Source organism: Evansella vedderi (genome assembly GCF_030813435.1).
In the GTDB taxonomy this organism is placed as follows: Bacteria; Bacillota; Bacilli; order Bacillales; family Salisediminibacteriaceae; genus Evansella; species Evansella vedderi.
The window spans coordinates 1-15,251 of sequence record NZ_JAUSUG010000010.1 but is presented as its reverse complement, the minus strand read 5'-3'; the positions used below and the strand labels follow the sequence as shown (position 1 = coordinate 15,251).

Annotated in this window: 15 protein-coding genes and 2 pseudogenes; 8 read left to right on the top strand and 9 right to left on the bottom strand. The window is 41.8% G+C overall.

What is annotated here, in order from left to right; translation table 11 throughout:
* The first annotated feature begins 5 nt into the window (after positions 1-5).
* The gene (locus tag J2S74_RS12945) at positions 6-446 is read left to right on the top strand and encodes an OsmC family protein (RefSeq protein WP_307326214.1); all 441 of its coding nucleotides are present in this window, start codon (positions 6-8) and stop codon (positions 444-446) included.
* Between the two features lie 161 nt (positions 447-607).
* Here the strand turns inward: J2S74_RS12945 and J2S74_RS12940 are convergent, their stop codons facing one another.
* On the bottom strand, positions 608-1,156 hold the full coding sequence (locus J2S74_RS12940; RefSeq protein ID WP_307326213.1) for a GNAT family N-acetyltransferase: 549 nt from the start codon (positions 1,154-1,156) through the stop codon (positions 608-610).
* Positions 1,157-1,329: 173 nt separating this feature from the next.
* Between J2S74_RS12940 and J2S74_RS12935 the strand changes: the two genes are divergently transcribed.
* The gene (locus J2S74_RS12935; RefSeq protein ID WP_307326212.1) at positions 1,330-1,533 is read left to right on the top strand and encodes a hypothetical protein; all 204 of its coding nucleotides are present in this window, start codon (positions 1,330-1,332) and stop codon (positions 1,531-1,533) included.
* A gap of 18 nt (positions 1,534-1,551) precedes the next feature.
* Positions 1,552-1,848, top strand: a pseudogene (locus J2S74_RS12930) (redoxin domain-containing protein); the annotation flags it as partial.
* A 67-nt stretch (positions 1,849-1,915) separates the two neighbouring features.
* Here the strand turns inward: J2S74_RS12930 and J2S74_RS12925 are convergent.
* Both J2S74_RS12925 and J2S74_RS12920 read right to left on the bottom strand, forming a co-directional pair.
* Positions 1,916-3,427 (bottom strand): nitrate/nitrite transporter, encoded by a 1,512-nt coding sequence (locus J2S74_RS12925; RefSeq protein ID WP_307326211.1) that lies wholly within the window; start codon positions 3,425-3,427, stop codon positions 1,916-1,918.
* Positions 3,428-3,602: 175 nt separating this feature from the next.
* Positions 3,603-4,265 carry a LytR/AlgR family response regulator transcription factor gene (locus J2S74_RS12920; protein WP_307326210.1) on the bottom strand — a complete coding sequence of 221 codons (663 nt, stop codon included), beginning with the start codon at positions 4,263-4,265 and terminating at the stop codon, positions 3,603-3,605.
* Positions 4,266-4,526: 261 nt separating this feature from the next.
* Here J2S74_RS12920 and acsA point away from each other — a divergent pair, with 261 nt between their 5' ends.
* Together acsA and J2S74_RS12910 are read left to right on the top strand one after the other, a co-directional pair.
* Positions 4,527-6,242, top strand: coding sequence for an acetate--CoA ligase (acsA, locus tag J2S74_RS12915; protein ID WP_307326209.1), 1,716 nt, complete (start codon positions 4,527-4,529; stop codon positions 6,240-6,242).
* A 97-nt stretch (positions 6,243-6,339) separates the two neighbouring features.
* Positions 6,340-7,641 carry an L-lactate MFS transporter gene (locus J2S74_RS12910; RefSeq protein WP_307326208.1) on the top strand — a complete coding sequence of 434 codons (1,302 nt, stop codon included), beginning with the start codon at positions 6,340-6,342 and terminating at the stop codon, positions 7,639-7,641.
* Positions 7,642-7,722: 81 nt separating this feature from the next.
* Here J2S74_RS12910 and J2S74_RS12905 read toward each other — a convergent pair whose 3' ends face one another.
* Positions 7,723-7,887 (bottom strand): hypothetical protein, encoded by a 165-nt coding sequence (locus tag J2S74_RS12905; RefSeq protein WP_307326207.1) that lies wholly within the window; start codon positions 7,885-7,887, stop codon positions 7,723-7,725.
* Between the two features lie 364 nt (positions 7,888-8,251).
* Here J2S74_RS12905 and J2S74_RS12900 point away from each other — a divergent pair, with 364 nt between their 5' ends.
* From J2S74_RS12900 to J2S74_RS12890, 3 genes and pseudogenes are all read left to right on the top strand, one after another.
* Entirely contained in the window at positions 8,252-10,015 is a 1,764-nt protein-coding gene (locus J2S74_RS12900) for a Rieske (2Fe-2S) protein (protein WP_307326206.1), read from the top strand.
* Between the two features lie 138 nt (positions 10,016-10,153).
* Positions 10,154-11,146 (top strand): annotated as a pseudogene (locus J2S74_RS12895) (Gfo/Idh/MocA family protein); the annotation flags it as partial.
* A gap of 18 nt (positions 11,147-11,164) precedes the next feature.
* Positions 11,165-12,091, top strand: a complete 927-nt coding sequence (locus J2S74_RS12890) for an aldo/keto reductase (RefSeq protein WP_307326374.1) — start codon at positions 11,165-11,167, stop codon at positions 12,089-12,091.
* A 107-nt stretch (positions 12,092-12,198) separates the two neighbouring features.
* Here J2S74_RS12890 and J2S74_RS12885 read toward each other — a convergent pair whose 3' ends face one another.
* From J2S74_RS12885 to J2S74_RS12865, 5 genes are read right to left on the bottom strand one after another with little or no spacing between them, the layout of a single operon-like run.
* Positions 12,199-12,498, bottom strand: a complete 300-nt coding sequence (locus tag J2S74_RS12885) for a spore coat protein (RefSeq protein ID WP_307326205.1) — start codon at positions 12,496-12,498, stop codon at positions 12,199-12,201.
* 17 nt (positions 12,499-12,515) lie between these two features.
* Positions 12,516-12,710 carry a hypothetical protein gene (locus J2S74_RS12880; RefSeq protein ID WP_307326204.1) on the bottom strand — a complete coding sequence of 65 codons (195 nt, stop codon included), beginning with the start codon at positions 12,708-12,710 and terminating at the stop codon, positions 12,516-12,518.
* Positions 12,711-12,729: 19 nt separating this feature from the next.
* On the bottom strand, positions 12,730-13,866 hold the full coding sequence (locus J2S74_RS12875) for a zinc-dependent alcohol dehydrogenase (RefSeq protein WP_307326203.1): 1,137 nt from the start codon (positions 13,864-13,866) through the stop codon (positions 12,730-12,732).
* A gap of 18 nt (positions 13,867-13,884) precedes the next feature.
* Positions 13,885-14,253 carry a spore coat protein gene (locus tag J2S74_RS12870; protein WP_307326202.1) on the bottom strand — a complete coding sequence of 123 codons (369 nt, stop codon included), beginning with the start codon at positions 14,251-14,253 and terminating at the stop codon, positions 13,885-13,887.
* Positions 14,254-14,270: 17 nt separating this feature from the next.
* Entirely contained in the window at positions 14,271-14,516 is a 246-nt protein-coding gene (locus J2S74_RS12865; protein ID WP_307326201.1) for a spore gernimation protein GerQ, read from the bottom strand.
* Positions 14,517-15,251 lie beyond the last annotated feature (735 nt).

Below are 15,251 nucleotides of genomic sequence, written 5' to 3'. Positions count from 1 at the left end.
TAGTCATGTCAACACAATTTACAGTGAGTATTACAGGTAAAAGTGAAGGAATGAAAACAGAGGTAGCAGCAGGAAAACATACCCTTGTCTTGGACGAACCGGAGAGCATGGGCGGGAAGGATGCTGGAGCGGACCCACTTTCTACCTTATTAGCAGCCCTAGTTTCTTGCAAAAATGTCGTGATCAACCTCGTAGCAAAGGAAATGGAATTTAACCTGCGTGGGGTAGAGTTTAAAACAGACGGAAACTTAGATCTTCGGGGACTCATGGGAGACCCCTCTGTTAGAACATACTTTGAGACTGTATCACTAAGAGTAGTCCTTGATACGGATGAGCCTGCGGAACGAATTGAAGAGCTGCAAATAAAATCTGAAGCCCGTTGTCCTGTTTTTCAAACCCTAAAAGCAGCAAATGTGGAGCTTTCCACAGAATGGACAAAAGCATAAGCCTTCATTAGGATAACTCTGAATAGCTCATAGTTACCTTTCCTACTATATTTGGGTACAAAAGGGTCACCATAACTGATTTATGGTGACCTTTCAAAGTTCTATGGTCCTACAAAGGGCACCATATTGCTTTCCGATTCAACCTTCTGCCTGTCATTCTTTTAGTTCAATCCTTCCGCTGCAACAGAAAAGCTTTTTAAATCATCCCAGCCGTAGGCATATTCCTTTAGTTCCTTTCCTGCAATCGTTGTTTTCTTATCATAAACCTTCTCACCGCCAAGGGATTCAAAAAAGCTGCAGGATGGATGGCCTTTAAAGGTCCACAGTGCCATGGATGGTAGGTCGAGGGAAGCCAGGTGTTGGGCTACCGTTTCCAATAGCTTTTTCCCAAATCCCTGTCCTTGAAAATCAGGATGGACGTAGATCCCGTATAGCTCGCCTATGTAACTAATTCGTAAACGGGGATCTCGCATTGTTCCTCCGAGGGCAAAGCCGACAATTTCCCCTTGTTTATTTTCTACTACAAATGTCATGGTTCCTTTACCTATGGCCTTTGGCAGGTCCTTTTCCCAACGCTTTTCACGATTGGCGTATGTAAACTTATCTAAAACATCAGATGGTAAAAACTCTTGATAGGCACTGTGCATACAATCTACATGTACCTGGGCAATCCCTTTCCAATCATCGTGTCTCGCTTGTCTAATTATCATGATATTCCCTTTCCTCATTTCGTCTTGTTTAAAATAAGGTTACCATGTTAATCGTAATTTTTCACTTAACAAATACGAAGCTCTATTAGAGGAAAAAAATGTGTGTGCGTGGTAATATTCTTTTTTAGATAGTATAATCCATTAATAATAAGAGAAGAAGGGAGGGGATACATGTGAAATATGTAAATTGGCAGTTGCTTTTTCTTCTCTTGATAAGTCTCGTTTTGTCCGCTTGTGGCGGGAATAATGGGGCAAGTGAAGTGGATACATATAACCCGGAAGTTTTCCAGTTAGCATTCCCTAATGCAGCGGGAGAGATCGTTTCGTTAGAGCCCACGGAAAAAACGTTGTATTTATACTTCACTGGAATTGGCTGAGGACTTTGTGTTAGTCAGCTAGTTGAGCTGAACGAAAATCTCGATCTATTCGATGGTATTAATATTATTGCTATAAGCCCATCTACTCCTCAAGAGCATCAACAAATAATTGATGAATACGGCTTGCAATTTGATGTTGTCACCGACGTAAATTATGAATTTGCCATTGAGTTAGGATTTGTTAATGTAGATGAGGGAACTATTTATAGGGGATATGCTGGTGTAAACCCAGAAACCCAAACATTAATCAAGGAAATTGATTATTTAGTTGGTGAAAATGTACAAACTATTGCCGAAAATATGCAAGAGCTATAATCTTAAAAATGCTTTTCACTAACGAAAGCCCACTATGAGAAACAACTCATAGTGGGCTTTGATTGTATCAAACGTGTTGCAATGTGAAGCTTTTTTCCATATCGGTGAGCATTCCCACGTAGCCTATAATATCATGCTGTTCGTTTTTAATAGGGGTAATGGACAATAAAACTAAGAATATCTCCCCATTTTTTCGCTTATTCCTAATTTCCCCTTGCCAATGACCTTCTTTGTTAATTTGCTGCCACATTTTACTGTAGAATTCTGGTCCATGCTCCTCCGATTTCAATAGTCGCGGTGTTTCCCCAACAGCTTCCTTAAATGTATAGCCCGTCATTTTCACAAAGGAAGGGTTCACCATTTTTATACGACCCTTCGTATCTGTAATCATTACGGCACCCGCTGTTGATTCAATGGCATTAGATGCAAGGCTTAATTTTTCCTGATAAAACATCCATATAGCGAGAATCAGGCTTGCCAATGCCACTTGGGACAAGGCCATGAAGCCAATGGCATAATGGCCTGTAATGCCGTAAAGGAAGGTTAGGATAATCGGTGGAAAGAAGCCACCGAGTCCTCCCATAGCCCCTACAAGACCATTGACGATTCCTGCTTGCTTAGAAAAATAGAGTGGAACAAGCTTGAAGATAGCGCCGTTTCCAATTCCGGCAGAAAGGGCAACTATTAAACAGCCGATCGTATACAGGGTGAAGTTAGGCATTAACGCTAATAGTACTCCTGCAAAGGTAAGTCCCCCAAATACAAACATGAGAATTACTAATGCATTATATTTATCCGATAACCATCCACCGAGTGGACGAATTAATGTGGCAAGTAGAATAAATCCAGCTGTGCGAACCCCAGCATCCACTGCACTGAGCCCAAAATGACTCACTAAAAAATTCGGTAAGTAAACCGTAAAGGCAACGAATGCCCCAAAGGTAATGAAATAGAAGAAACATAGGAGCCAAAGGGTGCTGCTTTTATATACACCTTTTACTTGTTTTAGTAAAGGTGTGGTTACTGTAGGCTCCCGTTTATCACCATATATAAAGTTTAATAAGGCAAAGGTGGCCATTAATAATAAACTCAGCTGAACGGTTGAACTCCAGCCAATCGCTCCAGCGATAATTGGGGATAGGAAGGAGGTAATGGCTGTTCCCAGGTTCCCAAGGGCATAAATGGCATTAATCGTTCCGTGCCGTTCCTTCGGAAAATACTTTGGCAAAGAAGTAACTCCGATGGAAAAAATCGCGCCTCCTACCCCTAAAAAGAGACCACCAATGAGTAAGTCAATAAAGCTCGTAGCTAAACTAATATAATTAATGGGTGGGAGCAGGACAACGAAGCAGAGGAAGAAAATTCTTCTTGCCCCGAATCGGTTTGCCCAGTAACCTAATGGGATCCGTAAAAGGGAGCCTAGTATGATAGGCACCGCTGTTACGAGGGCGACTTCGTTACTTGTTAAAGGAATATCTTGTAGTATATACGGCATGAGCGGTGATAACATCACCCATACCATAAAGCCAGCAACTAAGCTCAGTGTTTGTAGTGGTAATTGTACGTTTCTAATGTTCATTTTTTATTCCCCCACGATAAAAGTTCGTTGACCTAACTATAAATCGTGGGGGAAACATGGTAAACATTCTTAACATAAATGTTGAAAAATGTTAATAATTCATATGCAATAGGAAATATTTCTGATTTTACCCTTGACATAAAAGAAACGCTTGGGTTTGGACCCAAGCGTTCTTTCAAAACCCCATTTTCCTTCTGACACTCTGAACATAGCTTTGGCTGATGGCTAGTTTTGGCTGGTTGGATGTATTCAATGTGACCTCTAAATTAGAGGCAATATCCCGGGAAATTTGTTTAATGTAAGAGATGTTTACAATGTAAGAACGATGAATGCGTATAAACAATTCAGGTAGGCGGATCTCCAATGTTTTCAAAGGGTACTTAGAATGGTAGGAATTATCCTTTGTATAGACGATCGTTTTCTTCTGATAGCTTTCAATATAAACAATTTGCTCCAGTGATAAAGGTACCCAGAGATCCTCTTTCCTCCCAACGATATACGTTAGGGGGTGGATTGCTTCCTTAGAATAATTGGGCGGTAAAATTACCGTTAAAGCCCCTGTGAAGCCAGTTTCCCTGTCCTCTAGGGGATAACCTACACCATAATACGGTACACCGAAGACAGACCTGTCAACAAAGGATTCTACCTTCTGTTTTTGTTTGTACACACGCTCAGTAATACTGCCAGAAGGAATGGGCTGCCCTTGTTTTATACGAATGTCATGGTTTCCAGGAATATAAGTGATGTACTTATCTCCCCCTGCAATGGCAATGGAAGCATCCTTTGGAACCCAATCTTCAATAAATTTGGAAAATTGTCGGACTACTTTACTTTCCAAGATCCCACGCCTCCGATACATAATATTTAGAATTTTTCGTATTGATCAAATTTATTTTTATTTTATCTACTTATATTCCTTTCTGTCAAATTTTTGTCACAAATTCATTTGTCTCCTCTAAAATATGAAAATATATCTTTAAGTTTCTAGTATCAGTATGTTGGAAAGTTTACAAGGGAAAATGTAAGCGCTTTAAATTGGTGAAAGGTTTCACAGATGAAAAGTGCACGAAAAAATTTTTAAAAACCAAGGAGGCAAACAATGATCTCAAAAACTATTTCTTCTCAAACGGAAACTAGCAACCTAGGAAATTACCAAGACATATATAACTCCTTTCAATGGCAGGAGGCAGAACAGCATTTTACCTGGAATGAAACGGGCCGCGTGAACATGGGCTATGAGGCCATTGATCGACATGCTAACTCGGATAAGGCGAATAAGGTAGCTCTATATTATTCCGATCAAATTCGGAATGAGGAGTATACGTTCCAGGAGATGAAGGATCTCTCCAACAAAGCAGGAAATGTTTTAAAGGATATTGGCGTAGCGAAGGGAGATCGGGTGTTTATTTTCATGCCTCGTACACCGGAACTTTACTTCCTGCTCCTTGGTACATTGAAGCTTGGAGCTATTGTAGGGCCTTTATTTGAGGCATTTATGGAAGGGGCAGTAAAGGATCGTTTAGAGGATAGTGGTGCAAAGGTGCTTGTTACTAACCCTGAATTATTAGGACGTGTTCCAGTAGAGGAACTCCCTGACCTAGAGAAGGTCCTTGTGGTTGGGAATGAAGTGAAGGAGGATGCTAAACTAATAGATTTTTATGAACGCTTCGATGGAGCCAGTAAATCTTTAGATATTGAATGGGTAGATAGAGAGGATGGAATGATTCTTCACTACACATCCGGTTCAACAGGGAAGCCAAAAGGCGTTTTACATGTCCATAATGCCATGATTCAGCATTACCAAACAGCAAAATGGGTGCTGGACTTAAGGGATGACGATGTTTATTGGTGTACTGCAGACCCGGGATGGGTCACTGGAACTTCTTATGGAATATTTGCACCATGGCTGGTCGGCGCTTCCAATGTAATCCGCGGTGGGAGATTTAGCCCTGACGATTGGTACCAAACGATTGAAGAAAATAAAGTGACTGTTTGGTATAGTGCTCCTACAGCATTCCGAATGTTAATGGGTGCAGGAGCTAAAGTTATTGAAAAATATAATCTATCTTCCTTAAGACACGTTTTGAGTGTAGGTGAACCGTTAAATCCTGAAGTTGTCCGGTGGGGAATGGAAGTAATGAACTTGAGAATACATGATACGTGGTGGATGACCGAAACGGGTGCACAGCTTATTTGTAATTATCCTTCTATGGAAATTAAACCAGGTTCCATGGGGAAACCAATTCCAGGGGTAGTGGCTGCCATTGTAGATGACCAAGGGAATGAGCTTCCTCCAAATCGAATGGGTAATCTAGCCATTAAAAAGGGTTGGCCGTCTATGATGAGAGCTATATGGAATCGTCCAGAAAAGTATCAATCATACTTTCTTCCGGGAGATTGGTACGTCTCAGGGGACTCGGCGTACATGGATGAGGACGGGTATTTCTGGTTCCAAGGACGTGTGGACGATGTGATCATGACCGCAGGGGAGCGGATTGGTCCATTTGAGGTTGAAAGCAAACTTGTGGAGCATCCTGCAGTAGCAGAAGCAGGGGTCATTGGTAAACCTGATCCTGTCCGGGGAGAAATTATTAAAGCTTTCATTTCCTTACGAGATGGCTATGAGCTAAGTGCAGAGCTGGAGGAAGACATCCGTAATTTCGTGAAAAAGGGGTTAGCTGCCCATGCTGCACCTCGGGAAATTGAAATTAAAGATTCGTTGCCAAAAACAAGAAGCGGAAAAATCATGAGGAGAGTACTTAAGGCCTGGGAGCTAGATCTACCAACAGGGGACTTGTCAACAATGGAAGACTAAAATACCGGGACCGGGTCCCGCACAATTTTGTGACGAAAAGTTCGGAAACCCGGTCCCGTACAATTTGGTGAACGTATAACAAAGAGGGGGGAACGGAATGCAAGTGAATAAGAATAGATGGTTAATCGCTTTATCCGCCATTGCTATTCATTTATCCATCGGTGCCGCTTATGCTTATAGTGTTTATACGAATCCCATTCGAGATACGATGGGGTGGTCTGTAACTGGAATTACCTTATCCTTTACGATTATGATGGCCCTCGCCGGTATTGCAGCAGCTTTCTTCGGAACGTTTGTTGAAAGAAATGGTCCTAGAAAATCAGCCATACTCGCGTCAATCCTATTCGGGCTAGGGCAGGCAGGTGCAGGGATAGCCGTTGCTATTGACTCCTTAACTCTTTTTATACTAACCTATGGGGTTGCTAGCGGCTTAGGGATGGGGCTTGGTTATATTGCACCAGTTTCCACACTAGTAAAATGGTTTCCAGACCGTAGAGGATTAGCTACGGGGATGGCCGTACTTGGGTTTGGTGCAGGGGCACTCATCACTGCCCCAGTTGCAGCGTTTCTCATGGAAGCAGTGACAATTCCAGCAACTTTCTATATTCTTGGAATAAGTTATTTTATTCTAATGGTGATTGGAGCGTCGTATATCGCTCCACCTCCGAAAGGCTGGATGCCGGAGGGAATGAAGAAGGCAATTGAATCGGGTAAGCAAGTGCTGAAAAAGGATTTGTCTCAGCTTACGGCAAAGGAAGCAGTTAGAACGAGACGCTTTTGGATGCTATGGAGCATGATGCTCATCAATGTGACAGCAGGGATCATGATGATTTCAGTAGCCTCACCAATGGCCCAAGAGGTAGTCGGATTATCGGCAGCTGGGGCAGCTACGATGGTTGGTTTAATGGGGATATTTAATGGTGGAGGAAGGCTCGGCTGGGCAGCCATTTCCGATTATATCGGCCGTCCGACGGTGTTTATCATCTTCTTCGTTCTACAATTCATAGCCTTTTTAACAATGCCGAATATTGGAAATGTCCTATTGTTCCAAGCACTCGTCTTCATTGTCGTTAGCTGTTATGGGGGAGGATTCTCCAACTTGCCAGCTTTTATTGGCGATCTTTTCGGCACCAAACAGCTAGGGGCAATCCATGGTTATTTATTAACGACATGGTCCTTAGGGGGAATATTAGGACCAATGCTCGTATCCCAAATTAGGGAAGCTACGGCAAGCTATATTCCAGTGTTCTATGTTTTTACCGGATTGATTCTAGTGGCCGCCCTTATTTCCATCTTCCTTCAACTGGATATTAAACGAATGGAAAAAGCAAGTACCGAAGGAACTCCGGAAGAAAAAACCTCATTATTAAAAAGGGTTTCATCCATTGGTGGGGACTAGAACCAATTTGTCTAATTCGGGTGAAAAACGCACAGATCAAATCTGTGCGTTTTTGTATGTCTCATATTGATAGCTGTTTTATCATTGTAGGTTATGTAAGCTTTCTACTGGGTGAATCTCGTCTTTTCTAACTAATTTAATATCATTAGCATAGGAGTTTTCTTTCTTGATTTCTACCTGGCCACTAGCATATTCGAATAACATAAAATACATTTCGTTTTTGTACATCACCTTAGAACGATTCACAAAAATTCCTCCCTCGTTAAATACTGTAGATAGTAGCAACATCGTGATCGCGTCAGTGTAAAACTAGAACAAAAGCTTATCCTAAATTTAAGCTTATGTTCCTTTGAAATACTTTTATTCCTATGTACATTACCCAGCGCTTAATAAATTCAAACTTATATTTACAAATTTTTATTAAAATATGTAAATTCGCTCCTAATTCTTCTAATAAACCATTCTCCCCCATCTAAACCACTATTAAATATATATTGTGAGAAAATTCAGACTGTATGTGATACTATATTAGGTAGGAACTCCAATCGAGTTAAAACATAAGATCAGCATGTCAAACAAACGTATTTTCCTTCAAGGAGGTATAGTCCAAATGAGTGAAAAGGTACATGTTTGTTCGGAGAAACAGTTGAAAGAGGAAGGGGTAAAGGTTGTTAAAGGGGGAAAACACGGGATTGCTGTTGTCCATCATGAAAATAGCATTTACGCCGTAGATAACCGATGCCCTCATCTCGGATTTCCACTACATATGGGAAGTACATGTGATGGGATTCTCACGTGCCATTGGCACCATGCCCGTTTTGACTTAAAAAGCGGAGGGACGCTAGATCCATGGGCGGATGATGTCCCCACTTATCCCGTGGAAATAAAGGATGGGGAAGTGTGGATTACCCCTGAACCCTTTGATAAGCAAACGGTGGTCAAGCTGAAGAAGAGATTAAAGGATGGTCTTGAACAAAACATTAGTCTCGTCATTGCTAAGGCTGTTGTAGGATTAGTGGAGGCTGGAGTAGACACGAAATCGATTGCCAAAATTGGTGTGGAGTTTGGTACGAAGCATCGTTGGAATGGGTGGCGATCTGGACTTACTATCTTAACGGCCATGACCAATATTCTGCCGTACCTTGATAAAAACGGGAAAATTCTCGCCTTATACCAAGGGCTCGTTCATGTAGCTAGAGAAAGTGCAGGGATGGGGACAAGATTTTTACTTGACCCATTACCATTAAATGAGGCAGCAGAACAACCGGAGATTTCCCAGCTCGCAAAATGGTATAGAAATAACATTGAAGTTCGTGATGTCCAAGGAGCAGAGAGAGTCTTACTAACTGCTATTAAGCTAGGGGCAACGCCAGAGGAGCTATCTGACATGATGATGACGGCAATCACGGACCATTTTTACATGAATATTGGTCACACATTAGATTTCCATAACAAAGCCTTTGAAATGCTAGAGCAGCTACAAGAAGAAAACCGGGAATATATTCTCACCTCTCTGATACCGGAATTAAGCAGTGCTAGTCGAAGTGAGGAATCCCACAGTTGGCAGGCACCGGTTAATTTAGTGGGGCCGCTAAAGAAAGCCTTTGCCTTACTGGAAAACATAGATATAAACAAAGAGCAAGCAAATGAATCAATAGGCCTGAATGAGGACCACTTAGTGGAGCAGTTACTAAGTGATGATCCTGTTGAAACAGTTAATCTATTAATAGAGGCGTTACAAAAGGGAAAATCCCCTGTTCGTCTTGCCCAATTAGTAGCGTTAGCGGCGGGGGAACGGGTAGCTCGCTTCCATGTGCAAAACGAATTTAGAGATTGGGACACGGTGTTACATACATTCACTCATGCCCATGCCGTTCACCAAGCTTTACGGAGATCAACGACGCCAGAACTAACTCGTGCTGTTTTTCACGGGGCTATGAGTATTTATTTAGACCGTTTTCTCAATATACCTTCCGCTCGAAGGCCCAAAGCAAACCAACCTTCACAGCAAGTAGAGGAACCTAAGGCCTTTCTTGATCTTCTAGATAAACAACAGCAAACAGACGAGGCGGCGAAATGGGTGGTAAACTATTTAGCTAATGGGGGAGACGTAAAGGAATTTTTTAACATTCTCGGTCATGCTCTTCTTAGGGAAAATGCAGACTTTCATACCTTCCAAATGTATGAGGGGGCGATTATGGAGCATCGTTTGTGGGAAGGGGAAGATTCCGAGATTTCTAGGAGGGCACAGGAAACGTTGATTATTGCCGCCAGTCGTTATTTAGCAGCCCATGCACCAACTTCAAGAGATACGTCCCATACAGCTAAAATTGCCATTAGACTCCATCGAGGGGAAAAATTGTTTGAAGAATAATTAGTAAAGAGCCTAATCTGAGTGTACAAATGTTATGTTGGAGTTAGGTGAGGATTAAGATTCTTAATCTGCTATTCTACTTTTCTTACCAAAATAGTTTTATACTAACTAACAGTAATTAAGAAGGGAAGGTTGATAATGAAGAAAATTCGATGGGGTATTTTAGGAACGGCTAATATTGCCAAAAATTCTGTTATTCCTGGTATTCAACAGTCAGAGACGGGGGAGGTAGCTGCCATTGCAAGCCGCGATGTTGACAAGGCTAAAGAAGTGGCGCAACAATGGAACATACCATTGGCCTATGGAAGCTATGAAGAATTACTTGCAGACCCTGAAATTGAATCCGTTTACATTCCGTTGCCGAATCATTTACATAAGGAATGGACCATTCGTGCTGCAGAAGCGGGGAAGCATGTTTTGTGCGAGAAACCATTAGCCCTTGATGCGATAGAAGCAGAAGAAATGGTGGAAGCATGTAATAAAGCAGGCGTTGTGTTTGCGGAAGCTTTTATGTATCGCTATCACCCTCGATATACGAGGATACGTGAAATGATGGATTCTGGTGAAATCGGAGAGGTCCGCGCTATTCACGGAACCTTTACCTTTAATAATGCCAAGGATAAGGGGAACGTTCGATATGTAAAAGAATGGGGTGGTGGTTCTTTGTATGATGTGGGTGTCTACCCTATTAGTGCTGCACGTATGCTGTTAGGACAGGAACCTCAAGCTGCAACGGTTCATGCTTTCTTTTCAGAGAAACATGATTATGTGGATATGATGGCTTCTGGCATACTGGAATTTGATAAAGGTGTTGCCCTAACGTTTGATTGCGGAATGTGGGCCACTTTCCGAAATACATTGGAAATCGTGGGGACAGAAGGTCGAATTGAAGTTCCGTCTGCCTTTGTCGTTGGCCAAAATGAAGGTGATAATTTCTTTGTTATTACTGGGGAAGGACGTAGGGAAGTGGAAGTGCCAAAGTTGAACCAATACGCTCTTCAAGCAGATGCTATTGGGAAAAGCATTCTCACTGGAGAGGCACTGACGTTCCCTGCAAGGGATGCCGTTTTAAATATGAAGGTGTTGGATGCTTGCTTAGCATCAGCAACGGAAAGACGACGGGTCGAGATGAACTCCGAGGGAATTACCATGGACACCATTGCAATAAAAGGTCTAGACAAACAAGTGTCTACCCTTATCCAAGGTTCAGATTATTTTAACCCTGACATTCAAGAAAAGGTGAATGCTGTTCTTGATAATTTTATGAGGATAGGTGGCAATACCATCGATACAGCCCACGTTTATGGTAGAGGGCAAAGTGAAATAGCCATAGGTAATTGGTTAAAGGAGCGGAATAACCGCGAGGATGTTGTTATCCTTACAAAGGGAGCCCATCCCGATGAGACTGGGGTCCGTGTAAACCCTGAAGCCATTGCGAAGGATTTAGAGGAAAGCTTAGAGCGCCTTGGTACCGACTATGTGGATTTATATGCACTCCACCGTGATGATCCTAACGTACCAGTGAGTGTAATTATCGATGCCTTAAATGAATATATTCAAGTTGGAAAAATTAAAGCTATCGGCGGATCCAACTGGAGTGTAGAACGTTTACAGGAGGCTAATGAATATGCAGCTTCCAAGGGGTTAGTTGGCTTCACATTCAGTAGTCCAAATCTAAGCTTAGCAAAAGCAAAGGAACCCTATTGGGAAGGGTGTATATCTGCTTATAAGTCTGACTGCCAATGGTACGAAGAACAACAAATGCCCCTCCTATCCTGGTCCTCACAAGCAAGGGGCTTCTTTACTGGGCGATTTACCCCTGAGGATCGAAGCAACGAAGACTTAGTACGGGTGTTTTATAATGAAGAAAACTGGGAGCGTTATGCCCGAGCAGAAAAGCTGGCCAAGGAAAAGGGAGTAAGCACCATTCAAATAGCGTTAGCTTATGTACTAAATCAATCTTTCCCTACTAGCGCCATTATTGGAGCACAGAACGAAGAAGAATTACAATCGTGCTTAAAAGGATCAAAGATTGAATTAACAAAAGAAGAGTTACAATGGCTAGAAGAAGTATGATGGAATAGCTAACAGCTTAAGGGAGTAAGATTACAGTAGTGGTTGGTTTTTTATTCGTTTATCCCCCCAGAGCGTTAAGACTTTAACATTCTGGGGGGTCAGTCCCCTTAAAGGGTAGGCAATTTTAAAGCTGTGTCTATATTTTGTAAGTTTAACTTGATTTGTTCGTCCGTATCCCAAGCATGGTACCATCCTTTTTCTATCATATAGTTTGAGATTTGTTCATGGAGCTCAAGTGCTTCCTCTAAGTGGCGAGTAAGTATTTCTTTAATCTCAGGGGTTCCTGCTTCTGTGACTGCCATAGCATAATTTCTAACTCCACTTTTGGCTGATACTAATAAGTCCATGGCAACTACTTGGTCCGTTAGTGCATCCATGCCGGTTAACTTTTCAACTATTTTATTCATGTTTCTTCATCTCCTAACTAATGCTTTGCTTTGGATAAGATGGAGGTAAATTCCTGTAACTGTCTTGTTGAAGTCTCAACATCTCGCTGCATAATGTCCTTTAGCTTCGGATCGGAAACTAGCCCTTTCATTGTTTTCGACTTCGTTAAGCAAACGGTCTTAAATGCGGCCAACTCTTGCACCTCGAGGACTTCATGTAAAGCATAATCCATCCGTTATAACCTCCTATTCCTATGGTTTCAACACTACTTTTATACAATCGTCCATTTTCGTATCAAAAATTTCATAGCCGTGTTTCGCTTCACTAAGGGGTAGCACATGGCTGACTACATCTCCAGGATCTATCTTCCCAGTGGAAACTAATTCAAACATATATGGCATATAGTGAATGACAGGAGCTTGTCCAGAACGAATGTTGACGTTTCTTTGCATAATATCTCCTAACGGAAAACTGTTATATCTGCCGCCATAAATTCCAGTTATTTGAATCGTCCCCCCTTTGCGAACGGCTTGAGAAGCAATAACAAGGGCACTTAATGTTCCACCTTGAAGCTTTAATCCACTGGCGAGGAACTCTAAATCATTCATTTTTCCATCCATACCAACGGCATCAATGACAACATCTGCCCCTCCTTTTGTGATTTCCTTTAGGTAGCTGCCAACGTTCTCTTGGCTTTCGAAATTTACGATTTCTACATTGTTTGTACGCTTAGCATGCTGCAATCGATAATCTACATAATCTACAGCTATTACTCTCTTTGCTCCTTTTAACCAACAAAATTTTTGAGCAAAAAGACCAACAGGACCACAACCAAGAACGATAACGGTATCTCCATCTTTTACACCGGCATTATCGACACTCCAAAAGCCAGTGGTCATGGCATCGGAAATAACCGTTAATTTTTCATCAGGCTCTTCACAGGTTTCAGGAATTTTAAAATGTGTAAAATTGGCATAAGGAACTCGTAAGTATTCTGCTTGGCCACCAGGATATCCGCCAGTATTCCCTGAGTAGCCGAAATAAGCGCCAATTTCACCATTCTCATTGGCGTTATCACATTGACTTTCTAAGTGGTTTTTACAATAATGACACTCCCCACATGCTATATTAAAGGGAATGATGACACGATCACCTTTTTTTACCTTTGTCACCTCAGGTCCAACCTCTTCCACAATCCCCATTGGTTCATGACCAATGACATAATCCTCTTGCATATTAGGAATAAAACCGTGGATTAAGTGCAAATCAGAACCACAAATAGCCGTACTTGTTACTTTAATAATCATGTCATCAGGTTTTTCAATTTTGGGATCTGGCACGTCTTTTACGACAATATTTTTGATGCCTTGATAGGTTACTGCCTTCATGTAATGTTACCTCCAATGTCAATGTTCATCAGGTGTTCGATCGAACATCCCTTTTCGATTTGTTTCCGTTGGAAAAAGATTCATATTGCCGATCATGATTGTATTCTTGGCAGAAAGCCGGTCTAACTTATACTGCTCACTAAGTTCATAGGGGTGGAACCATTTTTTTTCGACCATAAGTTCTGTAATTTCTTGATGCATGGCAATGCCTTGCATAAGCTGTTTCCTCAGAAGAGCTCTAACATCAGGTGAGGCCGTTTCCGTTAGTGCTGTAGCAATGTTTCTCACACCTTCTTTTGAACGGATAAGGAAGTCCACGGCAAATGTTGTATCTGCAAGCTCAGGAACATTTAATGAATTAATGGGATCTTGATAATCTTGGTTCAATGTTGTTTACCTTCCTTTCAGTTGATAATTGGTGTAGGACGACTTTCTGGTACAGGGGCTTCAAATGGTGCCCGCTCATAAATTGTTTGTAAGTCAGACAGATCTTTTATGGTTTGTTCCACGTCCTTTTGCATAAGATTCTTAAGGTCTTGGTCAAAAACAAGTCCTTGCATTAACTTTGATTTGGCTAAACACAGTGTTTTAAAGTTTATTATTTCATGTAAGTCTACCGACTCATGGGGTGCTAACTTTTGCTTATCCATACATTATCTAACCTCCATAACATTTAAATACACTGTTATTTTTCCTAATAAATGGTTTGCCACACTTGAAAATTATTGTAAGTATTTTCCTCAACAAAATACTAAAATGAGCGAAGCCGCCGCAATCTTTACAAAGGTATCTATGAGCGCTCTTCTCCTAGATACCGCGCGGCGAGCGGAGCCGTTGCCGGCACTTTTCATCATCCATGGTGCAAATGTATTTGTATGGGGGTCTATCCTGAGAATTCGAATCTAGTTGTCATTCGCTACGGTCCACTCCCTTTCCAAGGACGACCTGTCAAGCCCCCACGGTCTTCGCCCTGTGTGGTCTTGCCTGGCTCGCTGTTCCCGCAGGAACGAGCATTTACATTTTGACTAAGCTTCGAGTTGTCTCAACGCATAGGCTACTAAGCATAAGCTTGTAGAGGAAGAGACAGTCGGCTTCTCGTAGGCTTCCGCTCACACCAACTGCAATAAAAACTTGTATATTCATTCTCCATGGTGCAAAATTACTATTGCCTAGAGGTCTAGCCTAAAAATACGAAGTCCGTGTTGTTGTTTGCACTCTCGAAGGAGTGGAAGGCGGCGACTCCAGCGGGAAAAGCAATAGCTGAAGACCCCACAGGAGCACGCTAGTGCGACGAGTTATCATGAACGAAACTAGCTCCTTACTCGTAAATTCGTAGATTAATTTGGTAAGAATGTTTATTGAGAAAAAACAAAAAACCAAATCAG